Source organism: Streptomyces sp. NPDC090108 (assembly GCF_044747185.1).
Taxonomy (GTDB): Bacteria; Actinomycetota; Actinomycetes; order Streptomycetales; family Streptomycetaceae; genus Streptomyces.
On sequence record NZ_JBIVDQ010000010.1, the window covers coordinates 168,540 to 191,303 of the forward strand.

20 protein-coding genes are annotated in these 22,764 nt (G+C 72.5%); 11 read left to right on the forward strand and 9 right to left on the reverse strand.

Annotated elements, in window-relative coordinates; genetic code table 11:
- Positions 1-20 precede the first annotated feature (20 nt).
- Positions 21-1,721: a bifunctional 3'-5' exonuclease/DNA polymerase gene (locus ACIPRD_RS30545; RefSeq protein WP_401567714.1), complete on the reverse strand. Its 1,701-nt coding sequence runs from the start codon at positions 1,719-1,721 to the stop codon at positions 21-23.
- Between the two features lie 106 nt (positions 1,722-1,827).
- Entirely contained in the window at positions 1,828-2,613 is a 786-nt protein-coding gene (locus tag ACIPRD_RS30550) for a Clp protease N-terminal domain-containing protein (protein WP_401567717.1), read from the reverse strand.
- A gap of 316 nt (positions 2,614-2,929) precedes the next feature.
- Between ACIPRD_RS30550 and ACIPRD_RS30555 the strand changes: the two genes are divergently transcribed.
- Positions 2,930-4,078 (forward strand): DUF2786 domain-containing protein, encoded by a 1,149-nt coding sequence (locus ACIPRD_RS30555; RefSeq protein ID WP_401567719.1) that lies wholly within the window; start codon positions 2,930-2,932, stop codon positions 4,076-4,078.
- 214 nt (positions 4,079-4,292) lie between these two features.
- Here ACIPRD_RS30555 and ACIPRD_RS30560 read toward each other — a convergent pair whose 3' ends face one another.
- Positions 4,293-4,814 carry a DUF4232 domain-containing protein gene (locus ACIPRD_RS30560; RefSeq protein WP_401567721.1) on the reverse strand — a complete coding sequence of 174 codons (522 nt, stop codon included), beginning with the start codon at positions 4,812-4,814 and terminating at the stop codon, positions 4,293-4,295.
- Between the two features lie 82 nt (positions 4,815-4,896).
- Positions 4,897-5,400 carry a hypothetical protein gene (locus ACIPRD_RS30565; RefSeq protein WP_356407683.1) on the reverse strand — a complete coding sequence of 168 codons (504 nt, stop codon included), beginning with the start codon at positions 5,398-5,400 and terminating at the stop codon, positions 4,897-4,899.
- A 698-nt stretch (positions 5,401-6,098) separates the two neighbouring features.
- Between ACIPRD_RS30565 and ACIPRD_RS30570 the strand changes: the two genes are divergently transcribed.
- Complete coding sequence (locus ACIPRD_RS30570; protein ID WP_229887338.1) at positions 6,099-6,317, forward strand: DUF397 domain-containing protein; 219 nt, start codon at positions 6,099-6,101, stop codon at positions 6,315-6,317.
- A gap of 101 nt (positions 6,318-6,418) precedes the next feature.
- On the opposite strand, the gene ACIPRD_RS30575 is transcribed toward ACIPRD_RS30570, so the two are convergent.
- The gene (locus tag ACIPRD_RS30575; RefSeq protein WP_356407686.1) at positions 6,419-6,895 is read right to left on the reverse strand and encodes an ATP-binding protein; all 477 of its coding nucleotides are present in this window, start codon (positions 6,893-6,895) and stop codon (positions 6,419-6,421) included.
- 355 nt (positions 6,896-7,250) lie between these two features.
- On the opposite strand from ACIPRD_RS30575, the gene ACIPRD_RS30580 reads away from it, so the two are divergent.
- From ACIPRD_RS30580 to ACIPRD_RS30590, 3 genes are all read left to right on the forward strand, one after another.
- Complete coding sequence (locus tag ACIPRD_RS30580) at positions 7,251-8,075, forward strand: helix-turn-helix transcriptional regulator (RefSeq protein ID WP_356407875.1); 825 nt, start codon at positions 7,251-7,253, stop codon at positions 8,073-8,075.
- A 70-nt stretch (positions 8,076-8,145) separates the two neighbouring features.
- Positions 8,146-9,606: an aldehyde dehydrogenase family protein gene (locus ACIPRD_RS30585; RefSeq protein WP_401567724.1), complete on the forward strand. Its 1,461-nt coding sequence runs from the start codon at positions 8,146-8,148 to the stop codon at positions 9,604-9,606.
- A 119-nt stretch (positions 9,607-9,725) separates the two neighbouring features.
- Positions 9,726-10,268, forward strand: coding sequence for a DinB family protein (locus tag ACIPRD_RS30590; RefSeq protein ID WP_356407878.1), 543 nt, complete (start codon positions 9,726-9,728; stop codon positions 10,266-10,268).
- A gap of 47 nt (positions 10,269-10,315) precedes the next feature.
- Here ACIPRD_RS30590 and ACIPRD_RS30595 read toward each other — a convergent pair whose 3' ends face one another.
- On the reverse strand, positions 10,316-11,722 hold the full coding sequence (locus ACIPRD_RS30595) for a glutamate decarboxylase (RefSeq protein WP_356407692.1): 1,407 nt from the start codon (positions 11,720-11,722) through the stop codon (positions 10,316-10,318).
- Between the two features lie 45 nt (positions 11,723-11,767).
- Positions 11,768-13,054, reverse strand: coding sequence for an ion channel protein (locus ACIPRD_RS30600; RefSeq protein ID WP_401567728.1), 1,287 nt, complete (start codon positions 13,052-13,054; stop codon positions 11,768-11,770).
- A 151-nt stretch (positions 13,055-13,205) separates the two neighbouring features.
- Here ACIPRD_RS30600 and ACIPRD_RS30605 point away from each other — a divergent pair, with 151 nt between their 5' ends.
- Positions 13,206-13,970: a MerR family transcriptional regulator gene (locus tag ACIPRD_RS30605; protein WP_356407697.1), complete on the forward strand. Its 765-nt coding sequence runs from the start codon at positions 13,206-13,208 to the stop codon at positions 13,968-13,970.
- Positions 13,971-14,121: 151 nt separating this feature from the next.
- Positions 14,122-15,360 carry a DedA family protein gene (locus ACIPRD_RS30610; RefSeq protein WP_401567818.1) on the forward strand — a complete coding sequence of 413 codons (1,239 nt, stop codon included), beginning with the start codon at positions 14,122-14,124 and terminating at the stop codon, positions 15,358-15,360.
- Positions 15,361-15,413: 53 nt separating this feature from the next.
- Here the strand turns inward: ACIPRD_RS30610 and ACIPRD_RS30615 are convergent, their stop codons facing one another.
- Positions 15,414-17,078: a threonine/serine exporter family protein gene (locus tag ACIPRD_RS30615; RefSeq protein ID WP_356407703.1), complete on the reverse strand. Its 1,665-nt coding sequence runs from the start codon at positions 17,076-17,078 to the stop codon at positions 15,414-15,416.
- Between the two features lie 130 nt (positions 17,079-17,208).
- Complete coding sequence (locus ACIPRD_RS30620) at positions 17,209-17,700, reverse strand: inorganic diphosphatase (protein ID WP_351714199.1); 492 nt, start codon at positions 17,698-17,700, stop codon at positions 17,209-17,211.
- A gap of 127 nt (positions 17,701-17,827) precedes the next feature.
- Here ACIPRD_RS30620 and dacB point away from each other — a divergent pair, with 127 nt between their 5' ends.
- From dacB to hpt, 4 genes are all read left to right on the forward strand, one after another.
- The gene (dacB, locus tag ACIPRD_RS30625) at positions 17,828-19,381 is read left to right on the forward strand and encodes a D-alanyl-D-alanine carboxypeptidase/D-alanyl-D-alanine-endopeptidase (protein ID WP_401567732.1); all 1,554 of its coding nucleotides are present in this window, start codon (positions 17,828-17,830) and stop codon (positions 19,379-19,381) included.
- A 305-nt stretch (positions 19,382-19,686) separates the two neighbouring features.
- Complete coding sequence (locus tag ACIPRD_RS30630; protein WP_356407709.1) at positions 19,687-20,832, forward strand: zinc-dependent metalloprotease; 1,146 nt, start codon at positions 19,687-19,689, stop codon at positions 20,830-20,832.
- Positions 20,833-21,025: 193 nt separating this feature from the next.
- Entirely contained in the window at positions 21,026-22,096 is a 1,071-nt protein-coding gene (gene tilS / locus ACIPRD_RS30635) for a tRNA lysidine(34) synthetase TilS (RefSeq protein ID WP_356407712.1), read from the forward strand.
- Positions 22,097-22,176: 80 nt separating this feature from the next.
- On the forward strand, positions 22,177-22,737 hold the full coding sequence (gene hpt / locus ACIPRD_RS30640; protein WP_356407715.1) for a hypoxanthine phosphoribosyltransferase: 561 nt from the start codon (positions 22,177-22,179) through the stop codon (positions 22,735-22,737).
- Positions 22,738-22,764: the final 27 nt, after the last annotated feature.

The following is a 22,764-nucleotide window of genomic DNA, read 5'->3' on the forward strand; positions in this document are numbered from 1 at the left end:
CCTGCGCGGCGTCCCGCCGCCTACTTGGCGTCGGCATAGCACTCCACCACCGCGGTCGTGAACGGGAACCGCACCGGCGTCTCGCCGAAGGTCAGCCGGCCGGCGAGGCCGGCGGCTTCCCGGATGGCCTGTACGACGGTGTCGGCCTCCTCGGCGGGGCAGTGCACGATCACCTCGTCGTGCTGGAAGAAGACCAGCTCGGCGGCGAGGCCGGCGCAGGCCTGCCGCAGCGCGGCGAGCAGCAGCAGGGCCCAGTCCGCGGCGCTGCCCTGGACGACGAAGTTGCGGGCGAAGCGGCCCCGGGCGCGGGAGTCGGAGGAGGCGTACCCCGGCACCCACCCCTGACGGCCCTCCTGGGCGGCGGGGCCGTCGTCGCCGATGGGGATGCCCGCCTCCTCGGTGGCGTCCTCGCCCGACCCGACGGCCGGCGGGCAGGTGCGGCCCAGCCAGGTGCGCACCAGCCGGCCCTCCTCGCCGGCGCGGGCGGCGTCGTCGACGTAGGCCACCGCGTCGGGGAAGCGGCGGCGGAGCGCGGCGAGGTTCTTCAGGCCGTCACCGGAGGTCTGGCCGTAGACCGCGCCGAGCACGGCGAGCTTGGCCTGTTCGCGGTCGCCGGAGAAGGCCCGGTCGGAGACGGACTGGTAGAGGTCGCTCTCCCGGCCGGCCACCTCCATCAGACCGGGGTCGCGGGAGACCGCCGCCAGCACACGGGGTTCCATCTGGTCGGCGTCGGCCACGACGAGCCGCCAGCCGGGGTCGGCGACCACGGCCCGCCGGATCACCTTGGGGATCTGCAGCGCGCCCCCGCCGTTGGTCACCCAGCGGCCGGTGACCGTGCCGCCGGCGTGGAACTCGGGCCGGAAGCGGCCGTCCCGCACCCAGTCCTGCAGCCAGGACCACCCGTGTGCCACCCAGATGCGGTACAGCTTCTTGTACTCCAGCAGCGGTTCGACCGCCGGATGGTCGAGGGACTGGATCTCCCAGCGGCGCGTGGAGGTGACCTTGATCCCGGCCTGCGCGAACGCCTTGACGACGTCGGCGGGCAGATCGGGCCGGACGCGCCGGCCGAACGCCGCGGACACCTCCTGGGCCAGTTCGACGAGACGGCGTGGTTCGCCTCCGCCCGCGTAGCGCTCGCCGAGCAGGTCGCGCAGCAGTGTGCGGTGGATCCCGGCGCTCCAGGGCAGGCCCGAGCGGTTCATCTCGGCGGCCACCAGCATCCCCGCCGACTCGGCGGCGGTCAGCAGCCGCATGCGGTCGGGGTGGGCGGTCCTGTCGTGCCGCCGCAGCTGGTCCGCGTAGACCGCGAGGAGGTCGGTGAGGGGGAGGGAGGCGCCCCCGGCCGGTTCGAACAGCGGGGACTGGGCGCCCGGTTCGGCCGAGCGCTGCGGCGGGTCGGGCGGTACGGGGCCGCCCCGGAGGCGGGCCAGGGCGGCGGCGGCCGAGCGCGGCTCGCCGTACCGTCCTTCGTGGCCCAGCAGAAGTGTCTCGGCGTCCTCGATGTCGTAGCACCGCTCCACTCGCACCCCCGTGGCGAGCAGTCGCGGGTAGACCTCGGCGGTCGACCGCCACACCCAGCGCGTCACCTCCGGGCGGCTCCGCACCGCCCCGGCGAGATCGCTCTCGCGCCTCACCGGACCGGCGGGCAGCCCGTCCGGACCGAGGGGGGCGACGTCCACGCCACCGTCCTCGGCCGGAGCGAGCGCCCACCGGTCGGCCATGAGTGCGAGTCTCGCAGGCGCCTCTGACAATGGGCCCCACCTGCGGCTTTACGGCGGGGCGCCGCGCCGGGGCTCCGGGCCCCGGTGCGCCGCCCCGCCGCCGGTCTCAGTCCTGCGTGCCGTCGGTGCGGGCCTGTTCCGTCGCCGCGGAGGCCGCCGCCGAAGCCGCCTGCTTCTGGTTCATGAGCATCGCCAGCACGCGCTCGACGTACTCCTCGGTCCCGGTCTTGGTGATGCCGAGGCCGCTGAGGACGCCTTCGCCGTTCTCGTGCTCCAGGAGAGCGAGCAGGATGTGCTCGGTGCCGATGTAGTTGTGGCCGAGCCGGAGCGCCTCGCGGAAGGTCAGTTCGAGGACCTTCTTGGCCTCCGGGCCGTAGGGGACGAGGTCGGGCGCCTTCTCGGCGGCCGGCGGGAGGGCGTCGGCCGCGGCCCGGCGCACGTCGTCCAGCCGCACGCCCTGGGCGGCGATCGCCTTCGCGGCGAGACCCTCGGGTTCCGCCAGCAGTCCGAGGGCCAGGTGCTCGGGGCGCCCCTCGGCGTGGCGGGCCTTCACGGCCTCGCTGTGCGCGGACATGACCACGTTCCGCGCGCGGTCGGTGTAGCGGCTGAAGCCCTGGCTGAGGTCGAGGTCGGCCGACTCCTTCGGCACGAACCGCTTCTGCGCCGCCTGCCGGGTCACGCCCATGCTCTTGCCGATCTCGGTCCAGGACGCGCCCGACCGGCGGGCCTGGTCGACGAAGTGGCCGATCAGGTGGTCCGCCACGTCACCGAGGTGATCGGCGGCGATGACCGCGTCCTGGAGCTGGTCGAGCGGCTCGGGGTGGACCTTCTTGATGGCGTCGATGAGGTCGTCCAGACGCACGGATACCGGGGTGTTCGCATGGGATGCCATGTGTCAACCGTAGGTTGACATCCTCGTATCGTCAACCGTCGGTTGACAGTTGGTTCCGTCCGCCGCGATCCGCCCGGCGCGCACCCGTCCATCCGTCCGGCGCGCACCCGCTCGCCCGTGAGGCGCGCACCCCGAGCGGCCGTCCGGCGCGCACCCCGAGCGGCCCTCCGGCATGCGCCCCGCGCGGCCGTTGCGCTCCGCCCGCCGACGCGTTGAGCCGGGTGACGCGGGCGCCCGGGCTCGTACGGAGCGGTTTTGTCCACAGCCTGTGGACGAAGATGCCGGACTGTCGGCGCCGCATGGCACGATCGACGGTGTGACCAGTACCGCCAGCACCGTCGAGCGCGCTTTCCGGGCCGCTCTCTACGACGACACCGACTCCGGACTCGACACCGGCGCGTCCCTTCTCGCCGCCGACCCTGCCGCGGACGCCGAACTCGCCCGGCGCGGGGAGGAGTTCGTCGCGACGGCCTGGCAGCGCGGCTGGCAGCCGGCCGATGTCGTACGGCTGGTGCGGCGTGAGCTGGAGGAGGCGCACGCGCGGCTCGTCGCCGGCCTGATCCGCGCGCAGGCGGGCCGGGACCGTCCCCGGGGGCACCGCTGGGCCGCGCAGCTCGACGTCCTGGCCGGGGAGGCGGCGGAACCCGCGCGCGGAGGCGACCGGTTCTCGCACGCCACCGCCGTCCTGGAGCTGTACCGCCTGCTGCTGCGCCTGCCGTCCCTGGAGCCGCTGGAGGACGCCGCCCGCCCGCACGCGAACGGCAGGGGGGCCGCCCGCCGCGACGCGGGCGGCGCCGCCTCCCGGATGCTCGCCCGTATCCGCGCGCTCCTCGCCAAGGCCGAGGCCACCGGTTACCCGGAGGAGGCGGAGGCGCTGACCGCCAAGGCGCAGGAGCTGATGGCCCGCCACAGCGTGGACGAGGCCGTGCTCGCGGCGGCCGCGCCCGCGCCCGACGCCCCCGGGGCCTGCCGGATCGGCGTCGAGCCGCCGTACGAGCAGGCCAAGGCCGTGCTGCTGGACGCGGTCGCCCGCGCCAATCACTGCCGCGCGGTGTGGAACGAACCGTTCGCCTTCTCCACGGTCGTCGGCTTCGAGGCGGACCTGGAGGCGGTCGAACTGCTCCACACCTCGCTGCTGGTGCAGGCCACGCACGCGATGACCAGGGCCGAGGCCGCGCAGCGGGCCGGCGGCCGCAAGCGGACCAAGACCTTCAGGCAGTCGTTCCTGGCGGCGTACGCCCACCGTGTCGGCGACCGGCTCGCGGCCGCCGCCGAGACCCAGGTCACCGAGGATCTGCTGCCGGTGCTGGCCACGCGCGCGATAGCCGTCACCGACCACATGGAGCGGATGTTCCCGGACACCACCACCAGCCGGCTGCGCGGGGTGAGCGACGCGGCGGGCTGGACGGAGGGAGCCCGGGCCGCGGACGAGGCGCAGGTCAGGGCCCGCCCCCGGCTGCCGTGACCACCCGGGGCCACGCGCCGCCGCCGTGGCCCGTCACACGACCGGGGCCGCGACCGGTCCGCCACTGGGACTGCGACCGCCACCGGGGCCGCGACCCCCACTGGGGCCGAGACGCGGCCGGGGCCGAGACCGCGGCCGGCTACCCGCCCGCGACCCGACCCGACCCAACCCAATCTGACCCGGCCCAGCCCGGCCGCGGTCGCCGTGCCCGCCGTCAGTCCCCGGCCTGCTGGAACGCGCTGACCGTGGCGTCCACCTCGTTCCCGGCGCCCTTGCCGGCGACGGGGCCGTACTTCCAGGGGAAGCTCTTGGACCCGCCGCCGCCCGGCAGGGTGATGCTCATGGAGGTCGCGTCCAGCGCCTTGGCGTCCCCGTCCTTGCCCCGCACGTAGGCGATGGTGAACGTGGCCGAGTCGCCCTTGGCGAGCTTCAGCTTCTGGGCCTGCGCGCCCTGCTGGACGCCCAGCTCGGCGGTGCGGCCCTCCCGGCCGAGGGTGACCTTGGGGAAGTGGTCAAGGGTGCAGGGCGCGCTCTGGTTGGTGATGCTGACGGGCACCTCCCCGCTGTCCCCGGCCGAGGGAGCCACGCTGGCCGAGCCGACCTCCAGGGAGACCGAGTCGACCGAGCAGGCGGAGCCGGCACCGGACTTGCCGCCCCCACCGCCGCCTCCGGCGTCGCAGGCGGTCAGGGCGAGGGCGGCGGCGAGTACGGTGACGGTGAGCGGAATGGCGCGCATGAACTGGTCCCCATCGAGGTCGTGACGGTCTCCTCGCATCATGGCGCCTGCGTCCGGGGTGCGCGCACGCACCCCTCCTGATTCACCGGTTCAGGTCTGTCGGCAGCCCCGAGGGCAGCTTGCCGCCTTCGGCCTTGGTGTACGACTCCTGACCGGCCTTGCCCGACCAGGTCACCTTCAGACCGCTCGCGTCCACCGAGTCGACCATTCCGGTGCCCCGGTCCTTGCTGCCGTCCGCGCAGCTCAGGCGGATCATCCGCATGCCCGACTCCTCGCCGGCGGTGCCGCTGCACATGGTCCCGCCGGTGGCGAAGAGCCCGGCCTGCTTCCCGGTGATCACCAGGGCGACGACCTTGCCCCCGCTGGTGGTGATCCAGCTGCCCTGGAGCTTGTCGGAGGCGCCCGCCACGCCACCGGTCGCGCCGCCGGAGTCCGCGCCGGACGCACTGGACGTGGGGGACGCGCTCGTACCGGACGAGGAGCCGTCCCCGGAGCCGCTTCCCCCGCCGCACCCGGTCAGCGCGAGCGCCCCCACCAGTGCGGCGGCCGGCACAGCGGTCCGCGCTTTCGCAGTCGCCGTCGTCACGTCAACTCCCAAGCTGTAGCGGTCGCCCGGCCGGGGTCCGCCGCCCTGCCGGGCGACCGTCCTTGCGGCCGGAGGGTCCGCAGCAAGTTACCAGCCGTTACACAGGGAATTCCGGACGCGGCCGGGAACCGGGCGCGAGCCGTCGCGGGAGCGGTACGGGGTTCCGCCGCGACCGTCGCCGCGGGGCGGCGGGGCCCGGTGGGGCCCGTGAGGGAGCGCGGGTGCCGCCTGGAACAGGAAGGGCGCGGAACGCGTCTGTATCCGGTGCACGGGAAATCCGACCCGGAGGATCCGGCGCGGACGGCAGCACGGATGATCATGGGCGGATCAGGAGCGGGATCAGAGGCGGCGGCCGGAACGGAGCGTACGTGGCCCGTTCCGGGGCAAACGCTGCAACGACTCCGGTCCGGAATCCGCCAGGGCTGTCGGCGAGACTTCCGGCGAGGCGATCGGCGCGGCACTCTGCATGGCGATCGGGGGAGCGGCCGGTAAAGCGGTCGTCAAAGCTGTAATCGCGGCAACACCCCCCGTGCACGTGCATATGCTCATGCAGCTGCACATGAACAAGGTTATGATCCGGGTCAGTTGACCGCAGCATCCATGGCCACACCGGCCACATCAGCCAGCGCACCACCGGGGAGCGACCTGTGGACCGCGACGTCGACAACGGTTACGGGGGGTACGAGGTGTACAACGGCATGGCTGCGACGCAGCTTGACGGAGTGGCCTGGCAGAAGAGCCGGCACAGCAACTCGCAAGGCTCGTGCGTGGAGTTCGCGCGGCTGCCCGGTGGCGAGGTGGCCGTGCGCAACTCACGGTTTCCCGACGGTCCCGCGCTCGTCTACACGCGCGCGGAGATCGAGGCGATGCTCCTCGGCGTCAAGGACGGCGAGTTCGACCATCTGATCGCCGGCTGACCTCCGGCCACCCGCGCCGCGGCCGATGGCAACGATGTCGGGCGCGCGCGGGCCCGCGTGTACGCGCGTAGACACGGCGCGTGATCCGGTGCCGGGATGCGTCAGTGCGCGGGGTGGAGCCGGAACAGTGCCCAGACCACCTTGCCGCTGAGCGTGCCGGCGAGCGGGTGCCAGCCCCAGCTGTCGGCGAAGGAGTCGACCAGGAACAGGCCGCGCCCCGACTCGGCGGAGAAGTCGTCCGAGTCGCGTGGCACCGGGGTCTCGTGACTGGGGTCGCGCACCGCGCACACCAGCCGGTCGGTCCAGCGCATCAGGTGCAGCCGGACGGACGGCGGGCGTTCGCTCCCGCCCGTGTCGCCGTCCGGAAGGGCGTGCCGCAGGGCGTTGGTGGCGAGTTCGGAGACGACCAGGCATATGTCGTCGAACCGGTCGCCGACGTCCCACTGGTCGAGGGTGCCCCGGGTGAAGCGCCGGGCCTCGCGCACCGCTTCGTAGCGGGCGGGCAGGGCGCAGGACGCCGCGCTGGCCACGGCCGAGGGGTCGAGTGGCGGAAGGCCCTGCCGTAACGGCGTGAGCATGGTCGATCCATTCGTTCCCATGCGAGGCACTCCCGGGAATTCGCGGTCGTTGCGATGCAGCGGTGGCGCGGGACCATGGTTTCGGATGGGGAGAGCAGATGCAAGGGCAGATGCACGTGCACGCGACCGAATTGAGGCTTCCCGTACCGCTTCTTGGCCATTTTTTCCGCCATCTTCGCACCGGACGGTGTCAGAGGTCCGGACCTCCGGCGCCGGAAACCGGCCGAAGCCTTTCCGTTTCTGTAATCGTGCGAGTACTGCTCGAAGTGTTTTAGTGGCAGACTTCGGGCCCTGAAGACGGTTGGGGAGGCTGGCGAACGTGAGCGCGGGAGAGCCCGGATCGGTGGTGCGGCGTATGCTGCTCGGCTCGCAGCTGAGGCGACTGCGTGAGGCGCGGGGGATCACGCGAGAGGCGGCGGGGTACGCGATCCGCGCCTCCGAGTCGAAGATCAGCCGGATGGAACTGGGCCGGGTGAGCTTCAAGACCAGAGACGTCGAGGACCTCCTGACGCTGTACGGGATCACCGACGGCGCGGAGCGCGAGTCGCTCCTCTCCCTGGCCCGCGAGGCCAACGTGGCTGGCTGGTGGCACAGTTACAACGACGTGCTGCCGAGCTGGTTCCCCACCTATGTCGGCCTGGAGGGCGCGGCGTCCCTGATCCGGGTCTACGAGGTGCAGTTCGTGCACGGCCTGCTCCAGACCGAGGAGTACGCCCGCGCGGTCGTCCGGCGCGGCATGAAGGGCGCGGGCGCGGCCGACGTCGAGCGACGGGTCGCCCTGCGCCTGGAGCGGCAGAAGCACCTGCTCGGCGAGGGTGCCCCCGAGTTCCACATCGTCCTGGACGAGGCCGCCCTGCGCCGGCCGTACGGCGACCGCGAGGTCATGCGCGGCCAGTTCCAGCACCTGATCGACATCTCCGAACGCCCCAACGTGCGGCTGCAGATCATGCCGTTCGGCTTCGGCGGGCACTCCGGGGAGAGCGGCGCCTTCACCATCCTCAGCTTCCCCGAGTCGGACCTGTCCGACGTGGTCTACCTGGAGCAGCTGACCAGCGCGCTCTACCTGGACAAGCGGGAGGACGTCACCCAGTACGAGCAGGCGCTCAAGGAGCTCCAGCAGGACAGTCCGGGCCCCGAGGAGAGCCGGGACCTCCTGCGCGAATTCCTTCAACTCATCTGAAACACAAGTACGATGACCCGCGATCGAATCATGGCGTGGACCTGGTTTCCACCGGCGATTGAGGGATCACATGTCGTCCTGTTTCAGCGATCTGGCCCAGCAGTACATCGGCGGTGAGTGGCGCCCGGGCACCGGTTCCTGGGACGTCATCGACTTCGATCCGTACAGCGACGAGAAGCTGGCCTCGATCACCGTGGCGACGGCCGACGAGGTCGACCAGGCCTACCGCAGCGCCGCGCGCGCCCAGAAGCAGTGGGCCGCGACCAGCCCCTACGTCCGGCGCGGGGTGTTCGAGCGGGCGCTGCGCGCGGTGGAGGAGCGCGAGGCGGAGATCGCCGCTCTGATCGTCGCGGAGGTGGGCGGCACCCACGTGAAGGCGGCCTTCGAGCTGCACCTCGTCAAGGAGTTCCTGCGCGAGTCGGTCCGCCTGGCGCTGCACCCCGAGGGCACGATCGTGCCCTCACCGGTCGACGGCAAGGAGAACCGCGTCTACCGCGTCCCGGTGGGCGTCGTGGGGGTGATCAGCCCGTTCAACTTCCCGTTCCTGCTGGCGGTCAAGGTGGTGGCCCCGGCCCTCGCCCTCGGCAACGGCGTGGTCCTCAAACCGCACCAGGACACCCCGATCGCCGGCGGCACCCTGGTCGCGAAGATCTTCGAGGAGGCGGGCCTGCCCCCGGGCCTGCTCAACGTCGTCGTCACCGACATAGCGGAGATCGGCGACGCGTTCATCGAGCACCCGGTCCCCCGGGTCATCTCCTTCACCGGCTCGGACCGGGTCGGCCGGCACGTCGCCACCGTCTGCGCCCGGAACTTCAAGCGGTCGGTGCTCGAACTGGGCGGCAACAGCGCGCTGGTGGTGCTGGACGACGCCGACATCGACTACGCCGTGGACGCGGCGGTCTTCAGCCGGTTCGTACACCAGGGGCAGGCCTGCATGGCCGCGAACCGGGTGCTGGTGGACCGCTCGGTCGCGGCCGAGTTCACGGAGAAGTTCGTCGCCAAGGTCAGGACCCTCAAGGTCGGTGACCCCCGCGACCCGGAGACCGTCATCGGCCCGGTCATCAACGCCACGCAGGCCAACTCCCTCGCGGGCACGGTCGAGCAGGCGCTCGCCGAGGGCGCGACGGCCCTGGTGCGCGGCGCCGTCAGGGGCAACATGGTCGAGCCCAGCGTCCTCACCGACGTGCCGGCGGACTCCGCACTGCTGCGGCGCGAGACCTTCGGCCCCGTCGTCTTCCTCATCCCGTTCGAGGGCGAGGAGGAGGCCGTCCGGATCGTCGACGACACCCCGTACGGCCTCAGCGGCGCCGTCCACACGGCCGACACCGAGCGCGGGGTCGCCTTCGCCCGGCGGATCGACACCGGCATGTTCCACGTCAACGACGGCACCGTGCACGACGAGCCGCTCGTGCCCTTCGGCGGGGTGAAGCACTCCGGGGCCGGCCGCCTGAACGGCGAGACCACCGTGGACGCGTTCACCACGACCAAGTGGATCTCGGTGCAGCACGGCCGCAGCGCCTTCCCCTTCTAGCTCGCCGCGCAGGGCCTCCTCATCCGCCGGGCCCTTTGGGACAGAACCTGTCCCAAAGGGCCCGTAGCGTCGTCCGGGCCGGGGCGGACCGCAGCCCCGCGAAGGAAAGGCGGCCGGTGATGATCACTCACGTGCGCGTGGAGGAGAAGGGCGACGAGCGGGGTGCTCTGCTGTCGTTCCTGGAAGAACAGCGCGGCGGCATCCGCAGAGCGCTGCTGGGGGTCACGGAGGAACAGGCCCGCTCCCGCCCCAGCGCCGGCGAGCTCTCCCTGGGCGGCCTGCTCAAGCACGTCGTCGAGGGGGAACAGAGCTGGCTGGCGCGGGCCCGGCAGGAGCCGCCCGCGATCCGGCGCGACGCGTCGAACTGGCACGAGTGCTTCGAGCTGACCGACGGCGAGACGGTCGCCGCGCAGCTCGCGTACTGGGCGGAGGTCGCCGCGGAGACGGAGAGGTTCATCCGCTCCGCGCCCAGCCTGGACGACACCTTCCCGGTCCCGGACCAGCCCTGGTTCCCGCCGGAGGGCCACGTCTCCCTGCGCTGGCTGTGCCTGCACCTGATCGGCGAGACCGCCCGGCACGCCGGCCACGCCGACATCGTCCGCGAGTCCCTCGACGGCAGGACCGCCTACGAACTGGCCGCCCTGGAACACGCCGCCCCGTAGTGGTGACCCCGTGACCGCCCCGTAGTGGTGGAACCCCGTGGCCGCCCCTAATGGTGGAACCCGGTGGCCGCCTCCTTGTCGCGGGTGTGGGGGTGGGCCTGGGCGCGCAGTTCGGGCAGGAGCCGGGTCAGGTCCTCGACGAAGAGGTCGGCCAGGTCGTGCGAGAAGCCGTTGCGGCAGACCACGCGCAGCACCGACAGGTCCTCCCGGTCCGCCGGGAAGGTGTACGCCGGGAGCAGCCAGCCCCCCTGGCGCATCCGCCGGGAGACGTCGAACACGTCGTACGCCGTGACGTGACCGGCGGTGGTGAAGGCGAACACGGGCAGCTGGTCGCCCCGGGTGAGCAGCCGGAAGTCGCCGAGCGCCTCGATCCGCGAGGCGAGGGACATCGCCACGTCCCGCGTCGACTGCTGCACCGCCCGGAAGCCCTCGCGGCCCAGCCGCAGGAACGTGTAGTACTGCGCGGCCACCTGGGCACCGGGGCGGGAGAAGTTCAGGGCGAAGGTCGGCATGTCGCCGCCCAGGTAGTTGACCCGGAAGACCAGTTCCTCGGGCAGCGCCTCCTTGTCCCGCCACAGCGCCCAGCCGACGCCCGGGTAGACCAGGCCGTACTTGTGCCCGGAGGTGTTGATCGAGGCGACCCTCGGCAGCCGGAAGTCCCAGACCAGGTCCTCGTCGAGGAAGGGCGCCACCATCGCCCCGGAGGCGCCGTCGACGTGCACCGGGATGTCGAGGCCGGTGCGGTCCTCGAAGGCGTCCAGGGCCGCGCACAGGTCGGCGATGGGCTCGTAGGAGCCGTCGAAGGTGGAGCCGAGGACGCCGACGACACCGATGGTGTTCTCGTCGCACAGCTCGACGGCCGCCTGCGGATCGAGGTGGAACCGCTCGCCCTCCATGGGCACCAGCCGCGCCTCCACCTCCCAGAAGTTGCAGAACTTCTCCCAGCAGACCTGGACGTTGATGCCCATGACCAGGTTGGGGCGCGCTCCGGGATAGCGGTCGGCGTTGCGCCGTGACCAGCGGCGCTTGAGGGCCATGCCCGCGAGCATGCACGCCTCGCTCGAACCGGTGGTGGAACAGCCGACGACGGCCGACGGGTCGGGGGCGTTCCACAGGTCCGCGAGCATCGCCACACAGCGCCGCTCCAGCTCGGCGGTGCGCGGGTACTCGTCCTTGTCGATCATGTTCTTGTCCGCGCACTCCGCCATCAGCACCCCGGCCTGCGGCTCCATCCAGGTGGTGACGAAGGTGGCCAGGTTCAGCCGGGCGTTGCCGTCCAGCATCAGCTCGTCGTGCACCAGCTGGTACGCCGTGTTCGGCGCCAGCGGGGTGTCGGGCAGCCGGTGGGTGGGCGGGGCCTCGGCCATGCCGGCGACCGGGTTCGCCTCCCCGAAGAAGGGGTTGACCGACATCGGCCGCTCACCGTTCTTCCGGGAACCTTTGTGCAGGGCCATCGACGTTCCTCCAGACGGGCGATTCGGATTCAGGCGATTCAGGATTCAGCGGACCGGGGTCCCGTCCGCGCGCAGTTGCATCTGGGGCCGCCCGGTCACCAGCAGCCACGCCGGCAGCGAGGCGACGCACAGCAGGGCGAGGACACCCGGCGAGGACACCAGGACCGCGGCGGTGAACAGGCTCACCCAGCCCTGCCGGGTGACCGCGAGGAGCATGCCCAGGACGCCCGAGGCCACGCCCACGGCCGGCGGCACCGCCGGCACCAGCGCGTGCGCGCACAGCCCCAGAGCCGCACCGATGAACACGGACGGGAAGATGCGCCCGCCCCGGAAGCCGCAGGAGGCGGCGACCAGCAGCGCGGCCAGCTTCACCACCGCCATCACGGCGAACTGGCCGGCCGTCCAGCCGTCGGGGTCGGAGGCCAGCTCGCCGACCTCGGCCAGTCCCTTGAACAGCGTCAGAGGGCCGCCCGCCGCCGCCAGCGCCCCGAGGACGGCCCCGCCCGCCGGGAGCATCAGCATCGGGTGCCGCAGACGCCGGAAGGCAGCGTGGACGTAAGGGAAGGCGTAGACGGCGCACATGCCGAGCAGCGCCGAGGCCGGGGCGATCACGAGGGCGGCCAGCAGGTCGCCGCCCCCGGGGTGGCCGAAGGGCGGCAGCCCCAGGTCGAACGTCGGGTGCGAGACCAGGGTGGTCGTCACCGCGCCGCAGGTGGCGGCGGTCAGCGGGGCGAAGAGGTTGTCCCACAGCAGTCCCTTGACCGGCCGTCCGGCCAGCGCCTCGGATATGACCAGCGCCGCCGCCACCGGAGTGCCGAACAGCGCGCCGATCGTTCCCGCCTCGGCGAGCGCCGGCCAGACGCTGTCGGGTGCCCGGGGCCGTAACCGTCCGCCCAGCCAGGCCGCGAGCCCGATGTTCACGGCGATGATCGGGTTCTCCGGGCCCAGGCTCGGACCGCCGGCCAGCATCAGCCCGGTGGCCAGCACCAGCCCCGGAAGGACGACGGGTGGCATGACCGGCGCGTTCAGCCCCATGGTGGCCGGGTCGGGACCGGCGTGCCCGGGGACCTTCCAGACCACCAGGCCCACGGCGACGCCGGTCGCGATCAGCATCACGAACATCCAGAGCACGGAGTAGCGGCCGATGCCCAGCGCGTCCGGAAGAGGGCCCCACAGCACGTGCTGGAGCCGTTCGGCCGCCGCGCTCACCCCGATGAAGATCAGGCTGGACGCCACCCCGACGGTGACGGCGGGCAGGATCAGCGGCAGCAGGGCTCGTGCGGGGGCCGTCGGAGCGGTCGCGAGCGGCTGCCGCGCGGTGTCCTGGGCCACGCGCTCACCATAAGCGGACACAAGGCGTGCAACATCCCGAAAGGGATCGGGCTTGCACCTCACGTGGCGTGAGGCCTCAGGGTGGACCCGTCGCCACGACAGGGGCGACGCCGTCAGGACGGATGACGACGGACGACAAGGAGGGGAAAGCGTGAGCTACTCCGTGGGGCAGGTCGCGGGGTTCGCCGGCATCACGGTGCGTGCCCTGCACCACTACGACGAGATCGGCCTGCTCGCGCCGGGCGAGCGCACCCGCGCGGGCCACCGGCGCTACACCGACGCCGATCTCGACCGGCTCCAGCGGATCCTGTTCTACCGGGAGCTCGGCTTCCCCCTCGACGAGGTCGCGGTCCTGCTCGACGACCCGGAGGCGGACCAGCGCGCGCACCTGCGCAGGCGGCACGAACTGCTGACCGCACGGATCGAGAAGCTGCAGAGGATGGCCGCGGCCGTGGAGCACGCCATGGAGGCACGCGAGATGGGTATCCAGCTCACCCCCGAGGAACGGTTCGAGGTCTTCGGGGAGAAGGACCCCGAGCAGTACGCGGAGGAGGCCGAGCGGCGCTGGGGCGGCACGGAGACGTACGCCGAGTCGCAGCGGCGCGCGGCCCGCTACACCAAGGAGGACTGGAAGCGGCTCCAGGGCGAGGTGGACGCCTGGACCGCCCGCTACACCGCCCTGATGGCGGCCGGCGAGCCGGCGTCCGGCCCGGCCGCCATGGACATGGCCGAGGAGCACCGGCTGCACATCGGCAAGTGGTTCTACGACTGCCCGCACGCCATGCACCGCTCCCTGGGCGAGATGTACGTGGCCGACGAGCGCTTCAAGGCGTTCTACGACTCCATGCGGCCGGGTCTCGCCGAGCATCTGCGCGAGGCGATCACCGCGAACGCCGACCGGCACCCGGAGTCCTGAGCGGCGGGTTCCACCGGTGGCCCGTGCTCGGGCCGCCGGTGGAACCCGGGGCGGTCACCTCACGTTGATAGCTTTGTGCGGCCTCACACGGACGCGTCAGCCGCCGTGGCCGCCGTTGCCGCCCTCATCCCCTCAGGAGCCCGGACCCGTGATGACACTCGCCCTCGGCCCGAGCTGGCTGGATCCCAACTACCTGCTCAGCACCTATGGAATATGGGGTCTGCTGCTCGTCGTCTTCGCCGAGTCCGGCCTGCTCATCGGGTTCTTCCTGCCCGGTGACTCGCTGCTGTTCACCTGCGGTCTGCTGATCACCTCGCACCAGCTCGACTTCCCGCTGTGGGCCGCGGTCGCGCTGATCTGCCTCGCCGCCGTCCTCGGCGACCAGGCGGGCTACATGTTCGGCAAGAAGGTCGGACCTTCGCTGTTCAACCGTCCCGACTCGCGCCTGTTCAAGCAGGAGAACGTGACGAAGGCGCACGAGTTCTTCGAGAAGTACGGCCCGAAGTCCCTGATCCTGGCCCGCTTCGTGCCCGTCGTGCGGACGTTCACGCCGATCATCGCCGGCGTCAGCGGCATGAAGTACCGCTCGTTCCTGATCTTCAACGTGATCGGCGGCTGCCTGTGGGGCGCCGGTGTCACCCTGCTCGGGTCCTGGCTCGGCAACATCGACTTCGTGCACAAGAACATCGAGGCGATCCTCATCCTGATCGTCCTCGTGTCGGTCGTGCCGATCGCGATCGAGTTCCTGCGGGCCCGCGGCAAGGAGAAGAAGGCCGCCCGGCAGCGCCCCGAGCCGGCCGCCGAGGACTCCGACGAGCACCTCCACCCGCAGGCCCCGGCCATGGACGACGCCACGGCCCGCCTGCGGCGCGTCGAGCCGGAGCACCAGCAGTACGACCAGCGGTACCAGGAGCAGCAGCAGCCTCAGCAGCAGCACCAGCCGCCGCAGCAGCACCAGCAGCCGCCGTACCAGCAGCACCCCCAGCACCAGCACCAGCCGCAGCAGCAGCACCAGCAGCCTCACCACCAGCACCCTCAGCAGCAGTACCAGCAGCCGCAGCAGCCGTCGTACCCGTCGCAGCAGGCGCAGCAGTACGGCCGGCCGTACCAGCCCCAGCAGTACGAGCAGCCCCAGGCGCACGCGCAGCAGTCCCACCACCAGCCGCAGCAGCCTCAGCCGCAGCAGCAGGACCAGCAGTACTGGAACCAGGGCTACGACAACCAGTACTACGACCAGTCACAGCACCCCCAGGCGCCCGCGCAGCACCCGCAGCAGCAGCGCCCGCAGCAGCAGCACCCCCAGCAGCAGCACCCGCAGGCGCAGCAGCCCCAGCACCCCCAGCAGCAGTACGGGCAGGACCAGTACCCGTACGAGTACCGCAACGACTGACCCGGCCGCCGGCCGCGGAGGCCCCGTGCGGGGCCCCGCCGCCGGACCCCGGCTCAGAACCCCCGTGTCCGCTTGGCGGCCTTCCGCTTGCTCGCGGAGCCGACCCGCAGGAACAGCCGGGAGATCTCCGAACCCAGGTTGACCCCGATCGCGATCGCCATGGCCAGGGAGACCGCCTTGGCCAGCGACACCAGCCCCCGGTCGATCTGGCTCTGGGCCATCGCCAGCAGGCCGAAGTAGGTGGCGGAACCGGGCAGCAGCGGCCCGATCGCGGCCGTCGTGTACGGCAGGGCCGAGGCGAACTGGTAGCGCGACAGCAGCTGCCCGAACAGGCCCACCAGACCCGCCGCCACCGCCGTGGACGCCACCGGTGAGATGCCCCCGACGTAGTGCATCGCGCCGTACACGCACCACGCGACGCCGCCGTTGAGGGTCACCCACAGCACGGTGGACCGTTCCTGCTGGAGCAGGACGGCGAAGGTCAGCGACACCAGCATCGCGGCCGCGATCTGGATCAGGGGCCGCTCGGAGATGCTCAGCGCGGTGTCCGGGTTGGCCTTGCCGCCGATCTTCACGCCGAAGTACAGGACGACCAGCACGCCGATGACGATGCCGACGAAGAAGTACATGACCTCCAGCAGCCGGGCCGCCGCGGTGATGTAGAACCCCGTCAGGCCGTCCTGCACGCCCGCGACCAGGGCCCGCCCGGGCAGCAGCGCGAACAGCCCACCGGTGATCACGGCGGCCGCCTTCACGTCGACGTGCGCCAGCGTCAGCGCCACGCCGATCGCCGCCGGAGGCATCGCCGCGATCGTGAACTGGTAGAACTCCGGGAACCCGCGCCCGGCGCACAGCCAGGCCAGCCGGTCGCCGAGCATCGCGCCCACCGCCGCGGCGATGAACACGACCAGGTCACCGCCGACCAGGACGGAGGCGGCGCCCGCCAGCAGTCCGGTCGCCGTGGTCAGCGCCCAGCCGGGGTAGGGGTGCCGGTTGCGGCGTATCTCGGCGAGACGGCCGTAGGCCTCCTCCAGCGAGACGTGCGTCTCGGGGTCGGTCAGGTCGTCCACCAGCTGGAAGACCGCCGCGAGCCGCGTGTAGTCGGTGCCCCGCCGGCGGACCGTGCGGGACGCCGTCACCGGGTCCTCCACCAGCGACGGCTGGTACGAGATCGACAGCAGCGTGAAGGTGACGGTCGGCTCGCAGCGGTCCAGCCCGTAGGAGCGGCACACCGCGAACATCGCGGCCTCCACGTCCTCCGCGCCCTCGCCGCCCGCCAGCAGCAGCTCCCCGATACGCAGCGTCAGGTCGAGCACGCGCGGCACCGGGATGCCGCCCTCCTCCGGGCGCTGCACCAGCTCCAGCGCCGGCCGCTCGGCCACCGGCATGCGGAGCATCGTGCGCATCCGGTCCTGCCAGGGCGCGTCCTTGATCAGGCTGACCGTCGGCATGCCCATTGCAGGGGTGAACGCCGCCGGAGCGTCCCTGACGCTGTAGGTGCGCGGCGGACTGAACGCCGAGCCCTCCGGTTCACCGGACGGCTGCTGCGGCGTCTCCAGCCCCTGGGGCAGCGCGAACTCGGAGGTCGTCTCCGAGGTCTCGCTCCCAGCTCTGGAGACCGCCAGGCCCTCCGGCACGGCGAACTCGGACGTGATCTCCGGGTCGTAACTGACCCGCGCCTCGTCCGACCTGGGCTTGCGGTCCTCCGCGTCCGTCACCTATCACCGCTCCCCTGAATGACGCATTCCGAATTCCCTCGGCAGTCCTCAGTATGCGCACCAGCACACAAACGGGCCGCGCCACCCCCTGGCAGGGATGACGCGGCCCGTGAGAAGAACTGACGGCAGGTCAGTGACCGCCGGTCTCCTTGAAGCGCTTGTAGGACCGCTCGATCTCCACCTCGGCGTCCGTGCGGCCGACCCAGTTCGCGCCCTCGACCGACTTGCCCGGCTCCAGGTCCTTGTAGACCTCGAAGAAGTGCTGGATCTCCAGGCGGTCGAACTCCGACACGTGGTGGATGTCGCGCAGGTGCTCCACACGCGGGTCGGTGGCCGGGACGCACAGCAGCTTGTCGTCGCCGCCCGCCTCGTCGGTCATCCGGAACATGCCGATCGCGCGGCACTTGATCAGGCAGCCCGGGAAGGTCGGCTCGTCAAGGATGACAAGCGCGTCCAGCGGGTCGCCGTCCTCGCCGAGAGTGTTCTCGACGAATCCGTAGTCGGTCGGGTAGGCGGTCGAGGTGAAGAGACGACGGTCCAGGCGGATCCGACCGGTCTCGTGGTCCACCTCGTACTTGTTCCGCGAACCCTTCGGGATCTCGATCGTGACGTCGAACTCCACCGGTGGCTCCTCCATGATCAACACATAGTTCTGGTGGTTAAGTGTCCCTCACGCAGGTGTGTGATCGCGAAAGGGGCTGGTGGTAGTGCCAGAGCTGAGGCCTTGGCGAGCCGCGGGACCGCAGGTGATGCGGGTCGCGAACGCCGTACGACCGCGTCTGGCGAGCGCCGCCTCGGCCGCCGGACCGCGGGTCGCGCGGCTGGTGCGGGCGGTGCGCCGGGGCCCTGCGCACCTCCCCCGCACGCGGACCGCCAGGACCTGGCAGCTCACGGCCGGGGCCGCCACCGCCGGACTGGCGCTGGCCGCCGGGATGGTGGCCGCCGCCGGTCCCTGGGACGCCGACGGCCAGCGTACGGCCGAGCGCGACCGGGCGGCCGCCCTGGAGCGGCCGGGTGGCGCAGATCACGGCGGCTCCGGCACGATCGCCGGGGCACCGCGGCCCGCCCCGAGCGCCGCGGCCGTCCTGGCCGGCCTGGGGGGCGCCACGGGCGCGGTGACCACCAAGAAGGCCCCGCCCGCCGCGACGGCTCTCGGGGACGCCCTGGAGCCCCTCCTGGCCGCCCCGGCGCTCTCCCACGGCCACTCGGCCGCCGTCGTCGACGTCGGCACCGGAAAGCTCCTCTACGGCGCCCGCACCGGCGACGCCCTCACCCCCGCCTCCACCACCAAGATCGCCACCGCGGTGGCCGCCCTGTCCGCCCTCGGCCCCGACCACCGCCTCACCACCCGCGCGGCGCTCGAACCGGACACCCACGAACTGGTCCTCGTCGGCGGCGGCGACCCCACCCTCACCGCGCACCCGAAGGCCGGAGGCTGGGCGAGCCTGCGCACCCTGGCCGCCGGCACGGCCACCGCGCTCAAGCGGCGCGGCATCCACAAGATCACGCTCTCGTACGACACCACGCTCTACTCGGGCCCCGCCGTGCACCCCATCGGCGTCAACGACAACCTCGCCCCCGTCAGCCCGCTCACCGCCGACGAGGGCCGCACCGACGCCTCCGACCACGGCCCCGTCGCCCGGGTGGCCGACCCGGCGGCGACCACGGCCGGCACGTTCGCCGGCCTCCTCAAGGCCGCCGGGATCACCACCACCTCCCCCGGCCCCTCCAAGGCCACCGGCCGCGCCCGCACCCTCGCCTCCGTGTCGTCACCCCCGCTGTCCGCCCTGGTCGAGCGCATGCTCACCAACAGCGACAACGACATCGCCGAGGCCCTCGCCCGCCAGACCGCCCTCGCGAGCGGCCGCCCGGCGAGCTTCGACGGCGGCGCCAAGGCCGTCGCCGCCCAGCTCGGCAGGCTCGGCCTGCCCACGGCCGGCGCCTCCTTCCACGACGGCAGCGGCCTCGACCGCGACGACCGGCTCACCGCGAACCTCCTCACCGCCCTGCTGGTCAAGGCCGCCGACCCCGCCCGGCCCGGACTGCGCCCCGTCCTCACCGGCCTCCCCGTCGCCGGCTTCACCGGCACCCTCGCCGCGCGCTACGCCGACGGCGCGGCGGGCGTCGTACGGGCCAAGACCGGCACCCTGACCGGCGTCAACACCCTGGCCGGGACCGTCGTCGACCGGGACGGCCGCCTCCTCGCCTTCGCCTTCATGGCCTCCGGCACCACCGACCCCCTCGCCGCCCAGGCCGCCCTGGACAGGACGGCGACGGCACTGGCCGGCTGCGGCTGCGGGTAGCGGCACCCCGATCCCCGAGGCACCGGGGGAGCGGGCAAGAGCTGCCGCCCGCTCCCCGCTCCCCGCTCCCCGCTCCCCGCTCCCCGCTCCCCGCTCCCCGCTCCCCGTTCCCCGTTCCCCGTTCCCCGCTCCCCCCCCGCCGGAGCTCCCGCGCCGCGCCCGCCGCCCCCTTCCCGGGGCCCGCGCCCCGTCCCGTCCGCACCTTCCGGCACGTCCGTCACGGCCGCCCCGCCGCGCACCGCGAACCCGGCCCCGCGCGGCCGCACGGCCTGCCCCCGGCGGGGGCGACCACGTACGGTTGACGCATGACGAGCTTCGGTGGCACCGCATCTCCCGGGATGGTCGACTGGAACCTCGCGGTGGCGACCGCGACACGGCTCGTACGACCGGGCCCCGAGGTCAGCCGCGACGAGGCCCGGGCCGTCGTCGCGGAGCTGCGCCGGCACGCCAAGGCCTCGGAGGAACACGTCCGGGGATTCACCCGGATGGGCACCGGGGAGACCCACGACACCCCCGTCCTCATCGTCGACCGCCCCGGCTGGGTCCGCGCCAACGTGGCCGGCTTCCGCGAGATCCTGCGGCCCCTGCTGGAGAAGATGCGTGAACGCCGCGGCGACAGCCCCGGCAACGCCGTCCTCGGCGCCGTCGGCGGCAAGGTCACCGGCGTCGAACTCGGCATGCTGCTGTCGTTCCTGTCCTCCCGGGTCCTCGGCCAGTACGAGACCTTCGCCCCCGCCTCCGACGGCCTCCCGGCCGGCGGCTCGCCCGACGCCCCGCGCGGCGGACGGCTGCTGCTCGTCGCGCCCAACATCGTGCACGTGGAGCGCGAACTCGACGTCCAGCCCCACGACTTCCGCATGTGGGTGTGCCTGCACGAGGAGACCCACCGCACCCAGTTCACCGCGGTCCCCTGGCTCCGCGACCACCTCGAGGGCGAGATCCAGTCGTTCCTGGCGGAGACCGACGTCGACCCCATGACCTTCCTCGAACGCGCCAGGGAGGCCGCCCAGTCGCTCGCCGGCGGCCGCCCCGAGGCCGAGGAGGAGGACGGCGGACGCTCCTTCGTGGAACTCGTCCAGACCCCCTCCCAGCGCGAGATCCTGGGCCGCCTCACCGCGGTCATGTCCCTGCTGGAGGGCCACGCCGACTACGTCATGGACGGCGTCGGCCCCGAGGTCGTGCCGAGCGTCGCCGAGATCCGCGAGAAGTTCCAGCAGCGGCGCGCCAAGGGCGCCTCCCGCCTGGACCTCGCCCTGCGCAAACTGCTCGGCCTGGACGCCAAGCTCCGGCAGTACCGCGACGGCGAACGCTTCGTCCGCTCCGTCGTCGACCAGGTCGGCATGGACGGCTTCAACCGGGTCTGGACCTCGCCCAACACCCTCCCCACCAAGGCGGAGATCGCCAAGCCGGCGGACTGGGTCGCGCGGGTGCACCGCAGGACCGAGACGTGAGCGACGGCACGGAGCCATGACACGGATCCGGCCGACGGCAGGCGAACGCCCCTCCAATCACCCGTCCGAGGGACCGTGTGCCATGGGTAGGCGTGCAATGCTCGGGTAACGGCCCGCTTCTGTCACCATCGTCACACTCTGAGTGACCGAATCCCGGGCTCACCCCCCGAAAACTTCATGAAGGGAACCGGACATGGGTCCCCATCCTGCGGTCGCGGCGATACGCCTGGCGGTCCGCCGCGCCCTCCACGACATCCTCACGCACTCCGGCCGCAGCCCCGAGGCGGCGGCGACCGCCGTAGCGGCGTCCCGCGGGACGATCCACGCGCAGAGCCGCGGCGGCCCGCCGCCCGCCCCGCTCGTGCTGGTCGCCTGCTCCGGCGGCGCCGACTCGATGGCACTCGCCTCGGCCCTCGCCTTCGAGGCCCCCAAACTCGGCGTCCGCGCCGGCGGCATCACCGTCGACCACGGCCTCCAGCCCGGCTCCGACCTCCGCGCCGACGAAGTCGTCGTCAGGCTGCGCGGCCTCGGACTCGACCCGGTCGAGTCCATCGCCGTGACCGTCGGACGCGAGGGCGGCCCCGAGGCCGCGGCCCGCGACGCCCGCTACGCCGCCCTCGACGCCGCGGCCGTCCGCCACGGCGCCACCGCGGTCCTCCTCGGACACACCCGCGACGACCAGGCGGAGACCGTCCTGCTCGGCCTCGCCCGCGGATCCGGCATCCGCTCCCTGTCCGGCATGGCCGCGGTCTCGGGGGCCGACGGCCGTTACCGGCGCCCGTTCCTGCAGCTGGACCGGCAGACCGCCCGCAAGGCGTGCATGGCCCAGTCCCTGCCCGTCTGGGACGACCCGCACAACACCGACCCGGCCTACACCCGCTCCCGGCTGCGCCACGAGGGCCTGCCCGCCCTCGAGAAGGCCCTCGGCAAAGGTGTCGTCGAAGCACTGGCCCGCACCGCCCAGCTCTCCCGCGACGACGCCGACGCCCTCGACGCCTGGGCCAGCCAGGCGGAGGCCTCCGTGCGCGACGCCACCGGCCTGCTGGAGTGCGCCAAGCTCTACGCCCTGCCGCCCGCCGTACGCCGCCGCATCCTGCGCCGCGCGGCCATCCGGGCGGGCGCTCCGGCCGGTTCGCTGTTCGCCCGGCACATCGAGGAGATCGACCGGCTGATCACCGGCTGGCGGGGCCAGGGAGCCATCAATCTCCCGGGCAAAGTCGTCGCCCAGCGTCAGGGTGGCAGACTGGTGATTCGGCAAGGCTGAATCCCGACCCCTCCGGAGCGACTCCTCCGGTGGTCCGGGCAGTTCAGCGGGTGGCCGTAAGTGCGGGACGACCGAAAGTGATGCGGGTGGACGCGAAAGACATGGGTGCCGACCTGAAGTCGGTGCTCATCACCAAGGAAGAGATCGACGCGAAGCTGGCGGAGCTGGCCGCGAAGATCGACGCGGAATACGCGGGCAAGGACCTGCTCATCGTGGGCGTGCTCAAGGGCGCCGTGATGGTCATGGCCGACCTCGCCCGGACCCTGTCCACCCCGGTCACCATGGACTGGATGGCGGTGTCGTCCTACGGCGCGGGCACCCAGTCCTCCGGTGTGGTGCGCATCCTCAAGGATCTCGACACCGACATCAAGGGCAGGCACGTCCTGATCGTCGAGGACATCATCGACTCCGGTCTGACGCTGTCCTGGCTGATCAACAACCTCGGCTCGCGCGAGCCCGCCTCCCTGAAGGTGTGCACGCTGCTGCGCAAGCCCGACGCCGCGAAGGTCGCCATCGACGTGGAGTGGGTCGGCTTCGACATCCCGAACGAGTTCGTCGTCGGCTACGGCCTCGACTACGCCGAGAAGTACCGCAACCTGCCGTTCGTCGGTACGCTCGCGCCCCACGTCTACGGCGGCTGACCAGCGGCCGCGGACAGCGGCAGGGCC

Bases quoted from the DNA above. Each gene is read 5' to 3' on its own strand.
- ACIPRD_RS30545 (WP_401567714.1), bottom strand. From the start codon at position 1,721: ATGGCCGACCGGTGGGCGCTCGCTCCGGCCGAGGACGGTGGCGTGGAC.
- ACIPRD_RS30550 (WP_401567717.1), bottom strand. From the start codon at position 2,613: ATGGCATCCCATGCGAACACCCCGGTATCCGTGCGTCTGGACGACCTC.
- ACIPRD_RS30560 (WP_401567721.1), bottom strand. From the start codon at position 4,814: ATGCGCGCCATTCCGCTCACCGTCACCGTACTCGCCGCCGCCCTCGCC.
- ACIPRD_RS30570 (WP_229887338.1), top strand. From the start codon at position 6,099: ATGGCTGCGACGCAGCTTGACGGAGTGGCCTGGCAGAAGAGCCGGCAC.
- ACIPRD_RS30575 (WP_356407686.1), bottom strand. From the start codon at position 6,895: ATGCTCACGCCGTTACGGCAGGGCCTTCCGCCACTCGACCCCTCGGCC.
- ACIPRD_RS30580 (WP_356407875.1), top strand. From the start codon at position 7,251: ATGCTGCTCGGCTCGCAGCTGAGGCGACTGCGTGAGGCGCGGGGGATC.
- ACIPRD_RS30585 (WP_401567724.1), top strand. From the start codon at position 8,146: ATGTCGTCCTGTTTCAGCGATCTGGCCCAGCAGTACATCGGCGGTGAG.
- ACIPRD_RS30590 (WP_356407878.1), top strand. From the start codon at position 9,726: ATGATCACTCACGTGCGCGTGGAGGAGAAGGGCGACGAGCGGGGTGCT.
- ACIPRD_RS30595 (WP_356407692.1), bottom strand. From the start codon at position 11,722: ATGGCCCTGCACAAAGGTTCCCGGAAGAACGGTGAGCGGCCGATGTCG.
- ACIPRD_RS30610 (WP_401567818.1), top strand. From the start codon at position 14,122: ATGACACTCGCCCTCGGCCCGAGCTGGCTGGATCCCAACTACCTGCTC.
- dacB (WP_401567732.1), top strand. From the start codon at position 17,828: ATGCGGGTCGCGAACGCCGTACGACCGCGTCTGGCGAGCGCCGCCTCG.
- ACIPRD_RS30630 (WP_356407709.1), top strand. From the start codon at position 19,687: ATGACGAGCTTCGGTGGCACCGCATCTCCCGGGATGGTCGACTGGAAC.
- tilS (WP_356407712.1), top strand. From the start codon at position 21,026: ATGGGTCCCCATCCTGCGGTCGCGGCGATACGCCTGGCGGTCCGCCGC.
- hpt (WP_356407715.1), top strand. From the start codon at position 22,177: ATGCGGGTGGACGCGAAAGACATGGGTGCCGACCTGAAGTCGGTGCTC.